Consider the following 11,888-nt stretch of genomic DNA (forward strand, 5'->3'; position numbering starts at 1 on the left):
ATCAATATAGCGTTACTGGAACCGATGACATACCGCGCTGTTCAAGACCACCCACCAGCTCTGCTGGTGGAGCGCTCATATCTAGTTGGATATTTGGAAAGCGATCCATCAGTCCATTTATCGCAACTAGCATTTCTTGTTTGGCGACCTCCATACCTAGACAGCGGTGCGGCCCCATCCCAAAACCCAAATGTGATTTCCGCTCGCGATAGATGTCGTATTCATCGGGCCGGTCCCATATCGACGGGTCGCGATTTGCCGACCCCAAACACATATCTATTCTCGACCCAGCCGGTATTTTCACTCCAGCCAATTCAACATCTTTCGTTACCAGACGCGGAAAAATTGGATCGGTTGGCATCCAGCGAGCGCCTTCATCAATAGCGCGCTCAATCAGACTCCGGTCATTACGACACGCTTCCCACAATTCCGGCTTCCTAAGCAATTGATATAATGTAATCCCCAACTGACGCCATGTTGTTCCGCCGCCGGCCAACATGATCAACCGTGCATAAGCAAAAATTTCATCATCTGTTAAACCGCGGGCCTCTTCATCTGGTAAATTGAGAACACCCTGCACCAAACCGGTAATCACGTCATCAGCTGGTTGCTCGCGCCGAGCGCTAATTACCTCACGCAACATCCGCTCCACCTCCGCCGCCGATTTCATCACTTCCTCAATAGGCAGACTTCTAGATTGAACGGTACTTTTCATAAGGTTTTCACGGAATGCCAGTGCGCTATCGCCACTCAAACCCATGCCCTGAGTCACAATATGTACCGGTAAACGAGCACATAAATCCTGGTTTAAATCCGCTGTCGCCGACCTGCCCTCCATTCGGTCCAAAAGTGCTTTTACAGAGCCTTCAATCCAGTTCTTTTTCCACCAATCTATCGCCCGTGGGCGAATAAACATCGGCTGAACCATACTCCGATAGGCGAGGTGTTCCTTACCCACCATTTTTAAAATGACATGCCCCATACGTTGCACGCCAGGACTTTCTTTATACACCTCAGAAGAGAACAATAAATTTTCACGCAGCGCACGATTACAAAGCTCGTACGAAAAAACGGTATAGTGCTCACGCTTGCAATTAAAAGCCTGATGAATTTCAGGAAAATTTAAAATCTCACGCAGAGATCCTTTCATGACCGCCGCGGTATCCCGCAAACCACTCAATTGATCGCTTAAATCTCCTACAATGTGTCCGCCCGTCGCTGCAGTTTCTTTCTCAACATCAAAAAGCTCTTCGTAAAGCGAATCATCAGATACTAATTTGTCACTCATATTCCACCTCGATTACGCCGTAAACTGCGCAGCGATATAAATTATTTCTCCGTGTCAAACCACGACCGTTCGGCACACTTTATCGGCTCGCCGAAAGCGACTTTCCCGCCGACATCCCGCCGTCTACCGGTAGATTTACTCCGGTTATGTTTGATGCTAAATCCGACGCCAAGAACAATGCCGCGGCTGCGCACTCCTCCGGCGTAATAATACGTCCGAGCGGGTGGAGCGCGGCGGTATGCTTCTGCCCCAACTCAGAATTTTTTAACGCCGCACCGCCAAAATTAGTAGGCATAGCAGCCGGACACACCGCGTTAACACGTATTCCTTTACTGGCGAACTCCAAGGCCAAGGTGCGAGTCAAGGTTGTAATAGCCCCCTTGCTTGAGCCATAAAGCACGCCACCAAAGCCGATTAGGCCCGCAACCGACGCAGTAGAAACAATAGCGCCACCGTCGCCCTGTGCGTCGAATTGACGGATAGCCGACTGACAACCGTGAATAACGCCCTTTATATTTACCGCTGCCAGCTTATCCATATCCTCGTCGCTAGACTCCATAAACGACAGGCCTGGCCGCGTAGTGATACCAGCGTTGTTATACATCACATCAAGCCTGCCGAATTTAGCGACCGCCGCTTTAACCAGACTCTCCACCGACTCCGCACTGACAACATCACATAAAACCGCAATAGCTTCACCACCGGCCTTTTCCACCTCTGCGGCAGTTACCTCCACCGCCTCGCTACTAATATCAGCGGCAACGATCTTTGCGCCGTGCTCAGCGAACAATAGGCAGGCTGCGCGGCCCACTCCCGACCCAGCACCCGTAATGACAACCACTTTGCCGTCTACCAGCCCCTTCACCATCTTAGCCTCCAATATTGATACATGTTAATTGCTGATAAAGACGCAAACCTTCAACACCCCGCTCTCTGCCAGTGCCGCTTAATCGCTGACCACCGGATGATGCATAGGCACTCATTACGCCACCATTTATATTGACCGTCCCACTTTTAATTTTTAATGCCACGTCTAGTGCCTGCTTGGTGTCACCGCCAAACACATAGCCAGACAAACCAAACCGAGAATCATTTGCCATCGCTATAGCGTGATCGATATCTCGATATCCAATAATAGAAACAACCGGGCCAAAGATTTCATCTTGCGCGGCGGGGTTGTTATTGTCAGGTAAGTCCAGCACGGTCGGCTCGAAGAAGTAACCCTCATGCAATTGCGGCGGACGGCCACCGCCGAAGACGACCGTCCCACCGCTCTCGACCGCCGCCTTAACAAAATACTCACAGCGGTCGCGCTGCGCTGCACTAATGACCGGCCCCATTTGGGTCTCAGCAGAATCCGCGGCGCCTATTTTTATTCTAGTCAACGCCCCTGCAAGCTTGGCCAACAATTCAGACTTATTCTCTTCCGGAACAAAAATGCGCGTTCCCAACGCGCAGCCCTGACCGGCGTGAGCCAACATGACTCCCATCGCCGAGGGTAAAAACTTGTCTAGGGCATCCGGTAGAAATATTTGCGCGGACTTACCGCCAAGCTCTAGCTGTAAGCGTTTCATGGATGGCGCTGCCTGCGCCATAATCAATTCGCCGACCTTTGACGAACCGGTGAAAGCCACCATATCAACCAGCGGATGCGTTGTTAGCAACTGCCCGCCCTCGAGGCCCGCCTCAAGCACTATATTCAAGACCCCATCGGGGATTCCCGCATCTTGTGCCGCCTCCGCGAATACCATCGCCGATAGCGGTGTTAGCGGACTTGGACGTAAGATCACCGAATTCCCCGCGATCAGCGCGGGAATGATTTTCCAAACAGCGGTATAGAAAGGGAAATTATAAGCCGCTATTGCCGACACCACACCAATCGAGGTAAATCGCCTAAGACTCTGCACCACCTTGCCCATGGGGTTAATGCGCTCCGAAACAGGCAGCGGGTTTTCTTCATACTCTGGCAGCGAAAGAAACAAATCGATAGCCTCAGCGGCGTGTTTTAACGGAGTTCCAACTTGAGCATGCATAACGCCGCTCGCCTTGGGGCAACCCGCTTCGGCAACGATAAGTTCAGAAATGTACGCGCTACGCGCGCCAAGTGCGTCGACGAATGCACGCAATACACCAGCTCGATTGGCCAAGGGCATATCACGCCACACCCCGGCATCATAGCTTCGCCGAGACGACCTAATCGCCTCCTCGACTTGCGCTAAAGACAGGCCCGACATCTGCGATAGCATTTTTCCACTCGACGGATTCTCTACCACCAACTGAGGACCGTCGCCCAAAATCATCTGGCCATCGATATAACCTGCATGTTTAGGTAATTCCATTACTATCCTTTGTTCTTCTCAGTTAAATCACGGGCATAGGACTCAATATGGTCCATAAGTACCTGCAATGCATCTGCCGGATTTAACTCCAGCGACTTGGTGGGCTCCTCATAAATTAGATGGTGGCCAGCACGGAAAAAATACACATCGCCAGTCTCTGCGACTTCGTCCGGCCATTTTGAGTCTGGGTAGACACAGCGAATTCGGCCGCTAAAAACATAACCATAGTGCGGACACATACAAACTCCGCCCGGCAGTCCCGCATAAGCCATGCTGGTATTACTAGGCCCAGCCTGAGTGTAAGCAACTTCCATATCGCCCCACTTTATCGATTGAAAGCCCTTTCCACACAGTGGCCAGCGACCTCCACCACCGACCGGAAGTTCTTCTAAATTACTTACTGGCATTATTAAACACCTTGCTTATTTTTATAATTTACGTAAATCTCAGCGACTCATTTAATCAACATCGCGATCACCGCTCGCTTTAAGAAACAGGCATCGCCTCAGAAAATAAATTTCTCACTGCAAGCTGATCAACTTTAAAAGATAATTTTGTCCGCGGTAACTCTTCCGCAAACAGCCACTTGGTCGGTATGTGAGTCGCGAGAAGTTTTTCGCGCAAGAACTGATCAAGCTCTTGCTCAGTTACATGCTGCCCCGGTTTTAGAACTATGGCCGCGGCCGGCACCTGCCCCAATCGATGATCCGCGATTCCAACGACGGCTGCGGCCGAAACCGCCGAGTGTGTCAACAGCGCATTTTCAACCGTCTCAGGTAAAATTTTAAAACCACCACGAATAATGACGCCATCCGCACGACCACGGTGAAACAAATAACCGTCTTGATCGACCACAGCTAAGTCTGAGGTTCTGATCCAGCGATCGCCAATCCGCGGAGAAATGACCTCAAGCAAACCCTCAACCCCCGCGGGCAGTTCTTCGAATGTCACCGAGTCGACAACCCGCAGCCGAACGCCCGGCAACGGCTTTCCTACGGTACCCAATTTGGCATGACCATCTTTTTGATACATTTCCGGCGTCATACGCGTGACTGGCCCACCAAACTCGGTTGCGCCATAAGACAGTAATATCGGAATGCCGTAACGCGCTTCAAAATCCCTTTGGACCTTGATGTCTAATGGCGCGGCGCCTACGCCAAAAAATCGAATACTCGACAAATCCTCTTTCGGGATATTGGCGTCAAGAATCATTTGAATTCCCGCTGGTGGTACGCCACCTGCAGTAGGGCGAAACCGCAAAACAAAGTCGTGCCAGCCTCCCACACTAAACCGGTCAAGCAACACGATTCGCCGACCACTAAGGGCGGCGGGTAAAGTCGTGTACAAGCCGGAAATATTTCCCACAGGAAAATAAAGCAAGACGGGCTCTTGTGTAACCGCATCAGCCGCAACAGGCGGAATCAAATGTTTAGCCACCATATCGAATGAAATAAGAAACGGCTTTGGTTTACCTGTCGTACCGCTAGTCAATATCTCAATCGTCAAATTAGAGTTAGGGCCTGACTTCGCTCGATTATTTACTAGCTCTGAAATCCCCTTTGCTGACATATTTTCTAATGCTATCGCAGCAGTACCACAACGTTTCATAACTTCTCTAACAGGATCGCTAAAATCGCCATCAAGAGCGATCACCACGTCTGGGCTTACCTCGTCAATCTCCTTGGCTATCCCCGAGGCAGACTGGAACGGATAAGTCATTCTGATGTTCATTTGGGCTGCAATAAGCGCAATAAATGCAGTAATAATAGCGGGATGGTTTCGCGCAATTAGTGAGACACGAGCGCCACTGGAAATCCGATTTTTATCTAGAATGCCTTGGACTTGCTCTGCCAGTGCGCTCATCGTTCGGCGACTTATCCACTGCTTTTCAAATTCAATGGCCGGCACATCAGTAGCCCCTGACAGTGCCGCGCTTGCCAAGTCCTCAAGTTTGGCCTCGCGCATTTTTTCAGTATTCATCATTGAGCATAGACCTTGTTCGCTAAAAAGTGGCAGGGGTCAGAACAACAACGGGTATTTCCCGATCGGTACGCTCTTGATATTGATCGTAGTTTGGCCAAAGCGATGTCATCAGATCCCAAAGCCGCTCCCGCTCCAAGCCCTTTGCAACCCGCGCCGAAACCTTCATTATTTTATTCTTGACCTGAATTTCTGCGCTGGGATTACTTGTTAAATTAAGATACCAAGCTGGATGATTTGGTGAACCACCCTTGGATGCAATCACGATAAAATCACTACCGTCACGACCATATATCATCGGTTGAATACGTAAGGCTCCGGACTTGCGACCTATTGTCGTCAACAATAACGCCGTAACACCATTCCAGATATGCCCCACCTCACCACCACTCTCGCGATAACGCTTAACGTGTTCTGTGCCGAGTAGGCTTAAATCAGGCTTAACATAGCGCCCTTGTTTATCACCTCCCATCGGAACCCCCACTTTATTCTCATTTATAAAATTAACTATATCTTTCATTAAAATTAAAAGCAACAAAATGTTGCCAATAATTGCAATGCACACTAGCATGTTATGCATCCAAAAAATCATTACTTCAACGTTGCAATTGCGCAGCAGCGCTACTCATAAACTAATAGAAATATCCAAGATATTGAGATAAGGCAGATATAATAATGACCGCAACCCCCATTGATGGATTTGAATTTCGAAAGGCACTTGGCTCCTTCACAACCGGAGTAACCGTTGTAACAACCAGAAACGCGGACGGCCAGGATGTCGGGCTGACCGCGAATAGCTTCAGCTCAGTATCACTCGACCCACCCCTAGTACTGTGGAGCCTAGGAAAAAACGCGCTATCTATGCCAGCCTTTCAGTCTGCCGACTATTTTGCTGTGCACATACTGGCCGAATCACAACAGGAGCTATCAAATACATTTGCCACACGTGGACTCGATAAGTTTTCAAATCTTTCACTCGATCGAGGACCTGCCGAAATTCCGCTAATCACAAATTGTGCAGCCCGCTTCATTTGCAAAGCCACTTACCAATACGACGGCGGCGACCACACAATTTTCGTAGGGGAAGTCATTGAGTTTAGCCACTTTGAACAAAGACCGCTGCTCTTCCATGGCGGCCAATATGGCCAGTTGCTGAAGGAGTATAAAGAGCACAGCCAACCGCGCTCGAACGAATTTGCCGATCAGTCACTAGGGTATTTACTACGCTACTGCAGCCATATGCTATTGCGGAAACTAAAACCAGAGTTGATAAAGAGTAATTTAAGTATCTCCCAGTATTACTTTTTAGCGCTATTAGCCAAGCTTGGGCATTGTGAATTTTCCTTTGCCACTGATGTCGCAATGCAGGGCGAAAACACCCCAACCGATAAAGAGATAGACGATCTATTTGAACGAGGCTACATTTCTATTACAGAAAATAGAGTTGGACTTAGCGCAAAGGGGTCGAAAACTCATATGCAACTGGTTGCCTTCTATACCGCAGAGGAGAGTTCCGCGCTTAACAGCATTGACTACAAACTACGCCAGTCATTACATATTGCACTTACTAACATCGCCGAGACACTATCGGTTCCATAGCAATAAATCTTTACCGCATAACAGTTCAGCTATCAGGGAATTATTCCCTGGCGCTGAAGGTTTTCAATATCACCCCAATCCAACCCCAACTCCATTAATAAAACCTCGGTGTGCTCTCCCAACTCGGGCGCCCGACTCAAGACTGGCGGTTGCTCATCAAACTGGACCGGTACGGCGGGCAATCGATAAGTTGGCGAGCCATCTCTGGGATCTACCTCACCTATATAATTATTGGCGATTACCTGCGGGTCATCTATCAATTCAGCGACTGTTTGAACAGGCGCCCACGGCGCGTCGAGCTGCGCCAGCAAAGCCTTACACTGCTCAAAACTACGCACAGCAAACTCTGCATCAAGCTCGGCCACACACGCCTTAGCGTGCATCTTGCGTGCGGGAATGGAAATAAATCGTTCATCGGTCGCAAGATCCTCTCTTCCCAGCAACGTGCAGAAATCAGCCCAATATCGATCAGCTTGAAGGAACATCAGCTGGATAAAGCGGCCATCCGATGTTTTGTATGTTCCAGTTAATGGGTTAACCATATCCGCACGGTTCTGCGGACGTGGCATTTCCCGGCCCTGCAATGTTGTCAGCAAATCTGAGGATAAGGTCCACATTGCCGTCGCCAGCAAAGACACATCAACAATACTGCCCTTTCCCGTGCGCGCCTTTTTAAGCAAGGCACCCGACACACCAAATGCCAAAGCCATCCCCGCATTACGATCCCCCATTGCGCCACGCTGAGAAATCGGCGCGTCCCTATCCGGTGGCGTTAATGCGTCAGCCACACCGCCACGGGCAAAAAACGCAGACGCATCGTAACCCGGCAAATTGGCATCTGGGCCGCGCACCCCATAACCATGTCCGCGAGCGTATACCAAAGCTGGGTAACGCTTAGTAAGTTGCTCCGCGCCGAGCCCGAGACGAGTCAAGGCGTCGGGACGAACATTGGTGAGGAAAACATCAGCTGTTTCCAACAACTTATGCAGCACATCCAAACCTTCCTTTTTTTTCAGATTGAGCGCCAGCGAGCGCTTACCGCGGTTAGCCAGCGCCACACCAAGATTGATACCGACATTATCTGCGCCAATACCCTGCGTCGCGAGGGCGCGGTACGGATCGCCATCTGGATGCTCAATTCTTATTACGTCAGCCCCCCAGTCCGCCAAAAGCGCACCAGCTACCGGCACAAATACCCATTGAGCAAGCTCTACAACACGTACGCCTTCAAAAATATCACTATTATTCATTTTCTATTTCACTCAGTGTCTTGAAAAAAAAGGGCCAACACGATGTGCCGGCCCCCTTCTTCTATGAACTCATCTTCGCAATATAAATATTAAACAAGGCCATAAAGTCGCTCGGCGCGCTTGCAAACAATCTCGTCGATGTCGGCGTCGGGAACCCCATTAAAGTCACGAGCTATCACATCCATAGAATGCGGGAACGTCGTTTCTGAGTGAGGATAGTCTGAAGACCACATAATATTTTTTCCGCCAGGCAAATTTCGATTCAAAATACCAACTCGATCATGAATGAAGGATGCATAAATATTTTTATCTAAAAATAGACTTGGTTTTTCAAGCAGCGGACTGTCCATCCAATGGCGCTGACGTTCCCAGGTCCTATCCATATATTCCGCCATCCAAGCCATCCAACCCACGCCACTTTCCACTATCGCTAAACGCAAGGCGGGAAAACGCTGAAACACCGCGCCGTATATCATGATGGCAACGGGCTCGGCCATCGCAGTTTTACTCATCACCAAATCTGGCAGAAAATGCTGCTTCTCGCCAAAGCGGGGAACCCGCCCCCCCAAATGCATCGTTAAGGTTATATCCAGATCAGTAACAACCTGCCAAAGGCGATCAAACTCGGGATCACGATATGACGTCTCACCACTCGGGTCACCCGTAAGCGCTGAGCTTTGACTCGACTTTAACGCTTTAACGGTAGCACTAGTGCTAATCCCATCCTTTGACTGAGGAAAGGCTGGAATATTAATATTGCGAAAGCCGAGTACAGCAAGGCTCTTTATCATTGCAATTGTTTCGTCGAGATCGCGCATTGGCACGTAACCAACGGGCACCAACCGGCTCCTATCTCGCCCAGCATAATCCCATACCCAGCGGTTATATGCGTCAAAACTTGCAATATAGAGGTCCGGGTTTTTAGTTCCCAGCGGGCCACCACCAAACATGACAGCCGCGTCCATGCCATCGGTGTCCATATCGGCAAGCCGTACATCCGGCAGCCAAATTTTGCGCATTTCTGAGCGCTTGCCGAACATTTTAAAATCTTTCCCTTCCTTGCCCGCCATATTGCTAATAAGTCTTACCGGCCGCCGATTGCCCTCAAAAACAATCCAATCATGCTCATCGCCCTCTTCAATATAAGGCGCTAAATCACGAAGCTCCGAAGGCAAATATTCACGCCACATCTCGTAAGGAGGCTCAACGTGAGCATCTGCATCAACAATACGTCGCTTAGTAGAGGCCATGCTTACTGGCTCATTCGATTTCACTGCTGCGGAATTTCCCATAACAATCCTGTTTTTTTTATCAACTGGATAGAAGCTGCTATTAATTGAATATCAAAAGCCCTCTAACCCACTTTAAGCCTAAGGATAAAATTAGCACTTCAATTCATTTATTGCAACTAATTGTTGCCATTAATAATATATAGATTATATCCCGCAACCGCCATTACGGGGTTTTTGCCGACCAGCCACCATCAACAGGAATAACCACACCACTAACGTATGAGGCGCGATCAGACGCAAGAAAAGCAGCCACTTCAGCCACTTCCTCAGGCTGACCACCACGGCCCAAGGCCGCCTTCTCTAACATGCCTGGTATCTTTTCACCACCCGCACTCATCGCCGTAAAGATAAAGCCAGGACAAACACAGTTAGCACGAATACCTGCGCTACCCGACTCTATTGCCGCGGATTTTGTAAAGGAAATAACGCCCGCCTTAGTTGCGCAATATACGCTGGTAGCCATCGAGGCATTTAGGCCGCCCAAAGACGACCAATTTATAATTGACCCGCCATTACCAGCCCTTTTCATCGCCAGCACTGCATGCTTGGTGCCAAGAAAGACGCCGCGTAAATTCACCGCCATCAACTGCTCAAAATGCTCGATGCTGGCATCCTCAAGCATTGCGGGCGACGCCAAACCGGCAACATTAAGAACCGAATCTAATCGGCCAAATTGATCATAGGCAGCCTGTATCATTCGCTCCACATCAGACTCCGATGACACATCGCAGGGAATCGCAAACGCGTTTCCACCTAGCTTCATTGCGGTTTCGGATTCAGCGCCACTAATATCCGCGACAATAACTTTGGCACCTTCACGCACAAAAACTTCCGCCGCTGCCCGCCCCATCCCAGACCCAGCACCTGTTATTACCGCGACCTTACCATCAAGCATTCCCATACGACTTTCCTTTTTGTAAAACCACTTAGTCAATTGCTAAAAACATGCCGCCAAACTAAATAGCAGCAAGTGCTAACACAAAGTAAATCTAGATATTAAGCCCACCGTTAATACTGACCGCTTGACCGGTAATTTTTCTAGCGCCGTCGCCACAGAGAAATAAAACAGCAGGCGAAACATCATCCGGCCGAGGCAAACCCAAACCGGCACGCTTTTTCGCCGTTTCAAATCGAACTGATCCGGCGGCACTTAACTTGGCGGCGATCGCCGTCTGGTCTACATAGCTAAGTGAAATTGCGTTGACCCTAACCCTATCGCGGGCCACCTCAGCAGCTAGGTTTTTGACGAAGCCTAGCGCCGCAGCTCTGGCAGCACCCAGCAACGCTTGGCGAGGAGCAGGAAACATTGCCGCATCAGACACTAGAGCAAGCAGACTTCCCTGACTCACTTTTAGCCAAGGTATCGCGGCATGTGCTAAACGCTCAAGGTACACGAGCGATAGCCCGATGAATTCGCCGTACAAATTCGGATCTGTACTCTCGAATGCACCCATAACTCCTGCTTCGCTGGGCCCGGTAACCAAGCAATCAACGACAGCATCAATCCGCCCGAATTGAGCTGCCGCCGCGGCGACAACCTCTACGATCACGCCCTCTATTTTGATATCCGACGCAATACCGAAAATATGTTGAGCGCCGCACGATTTGCCGAGGCTCGCAATCAACATGTCCAACTTTTCTTTACTTCGACCAAAGACAAATACATTCCAGCCCGATGCGACTGCCATGCGAGCGACCTCACTGCCGATGGACCCGGTACCTCCCATTATCAGCATGGCCGGCCTATGCATCTAAAACCCCTCCGCCCACACAGAGGCCTATTCGCTTTGAATTATGACTCACTGCCTCACCTCAAATTCGCAAGTAATTTAAATGTCGTTAAGACGAATCAACGTCGGCGGAAAATAATATTCGTTAAAGTTAGCCCGCATTCAACCTACTACGTAGTAACTAGCAGGCGTAGGATCAACCCCTTTGCAGCGCTTAAATTACTAGCGATAACTGCCAAGCTCCCTATAGACGGGGTAGTCGTCAACTGCTGCCGATACGAGAGAAAATTACCAAGACCATTTTTGTTATGTTCTAGCCACGAGACAGCATTACTTAAGCGCCACTTTCCGGAATTTAATTTTTATACTTTCGCGAAGAGCAGGACTTGTCATTCTATATAGCAAATATA

Annotated in this window: 11 protein-coding genes; 1 reads left to right on the plus strand and 10 read right to left on the minus strand. The window is 49.5% G+C overall.

Annotated features, from left to right (window positions below; all coding sequences use genetic code 11):
• Position 1 precedes the first annotated feature (1 nt).
• The 6 genes from KXJ70_RS18110 to KXJ70_RS18135 all read right to left on the minus strand — a co-directional run bounded on the left by KXJ70_RS18110 (position 2) and on the right by KXJ70_RS18135 (position 6,199).
• Entirely contained in the window at positions 2 to 1,288 is a 1,287-nt protein-coding gene (locus KXJ70_RS18110; RefSeq protein ID WP_219044966.1) for a cytochrome P450, read from the minus strand.
• Between the two features lie 79 nt (positions 1,289 to 1,367).
• Positions 1,368 to 2,156, minus strand: coding sequence for an SDR family NAD(P)-dependent oxidoreductase (locus KXJ70_RS18115; protein ID WP_219044967.1), 789 nt, complete (start codon positions 2,154 to 2,156; stop codon positions 1,368 to 1,370).
• A 1-nt stretch (position 2,157) separates the two neighbouring features.
• Positions 2,158 to 3,627: an aldehyde dehydrogenase family protein gene (locus KXJ70_RS18120; protein WP_219044968.1), complete on the minus strand. Its 1,470-nt coding sequence runs from the start codon at positions 3,625 to 3,627 to the stop codon at positions 2,158 to 2,160.
• A gap of 2 nt (positions 3,628 to 3,629) precedes the next feature.
• On the minus strand, positions 3,630 to 4,034 hold the full coding sequence (locus tag KXJ70_RS18125) for a cupin domain-containing protein (protein ID WP_219044969.1): 405 nt from the start codon (positions 4,032 to 4,034) through the stop codon (positions 3,630 to 3,632).
• A gap of 79 nt (positions 4,035 to 4,113) precedes the next feature.
• The gene (locus KXJ70_RS18130) at positions 4,114 to 5,610 is read right to left on the minus strand and encodes a class I adenylate-forming enzyme family protein (protein ID WP_219044970.1); all 1,497 of its coding nucleotides are present in this window, start codon (positions 5,608 to 5,610) and stop codon (positions 4,114 to 4,116) included.
• Between the two features lie 19 nt (positions 5,611 to 5,629).
• Positions 5,630 to 6,199 carry a nitroreductase family deazaflavin-dependent oxidoreductase gene (locus KXJ70_RS18135; protein WP_255558570.1) on the minus strand — a complete coding sequence of 190 codons (570 nt, stop codon included), beginning with the start codon at positions 6,197 to 6,199 and terminating at the stop codon, positions 5,630 to 5,632.
• Between the two features lie 83 nt (positions 6,200 to 6,282).
• Here KXJ70_RS18135 and KXJ70_RS18140 point away from each other — a divergent pair, with 83 nt between their 5' ends.
• On the plus strand, positions 6,283 to 7,206 hold the full coding sequence (locus KXJ70_RS18140; protein ID WP_219044971.1) for a flavin reductase family protein: 924 nt from the start codon (positions 6,283 to 6,285) through the stop codon (positions 7,204 to 7,206).
• Between the two features lie 32 nt (positions 7,207 to 7,238).
• On the opposite strand, the gene KXJ70_RS18145 is transcribed toward KXJ70_RS18140, so the two are convergent.
• From KXJ70_RS18145 to KXJ70_RS18160, 4 genes are all read right to left on the minus strand, one after another.
• Complete coding sequence (locus KXJ70_RS18145; RefSeq protein WP_219044972.1) at positions 7,239 to 8,456, minus strand: CaiB/BaiF CoA transferase family protein; 1,218 nt, start codon at positions 8,454 to 8,456, stop codon at positions 7,239 to 7,241.
• Positions 8,457 to 8,545: 89 nt separating this feature from the next.
• On the minus strand, positions 8,546 to 9,748 hold the full coding sequence (locus KXJ70_RS18150) for an amidohydrolase family protein (RefSeq protein ID WP_219044973.1): 1,203 nt from the start codon (positions 9,746 to 9,748) through the stop codon (positions 8,546 to 8,548).
• 163 nt (positions 9,749 to 9,911) lie between these two features.
• The gene (locus KXJ70_RS18155) at positions 9,912 to 10,649 is read right to left on the minus strand and encodes an SDR family NAD(P)-dependent oxidoreductase (protein ID WP_219044974.1); all 738 of its coding nucleotides are present in this window, start codon (positions 10,647 to 10,649) and stop codon (positions 9,912 to 9,914) included.
• 88 nt (positions 10,650 to 10,737) lie between these two features.
• The gene (locus tag KXJ70_RS18160) at positions 10,738 to 11,499 is read right to left on the minus strand and encodes an SDR family NAD(P)-dependent oxidoreductase (protein ID WP_219044975.1); all 762 of its coding nucleotides are present in this window, start codon (positions 11,497 to 11,499) and stop codon (positions 10,738 to 10,740) included.
• Positions 11,500 to 11,888 lie beyond the last annotated feature (389 nt).

This window comes from Zhongshania aquimaris (genome assembly GCF_019312595.1).
GTDB lineage: Bacteria > Pseudomonadota > Gammaproteobacteria > Pseudomonadales > Spongiibacteraceae > Spongiibacter > Spongiibacter aquimaris.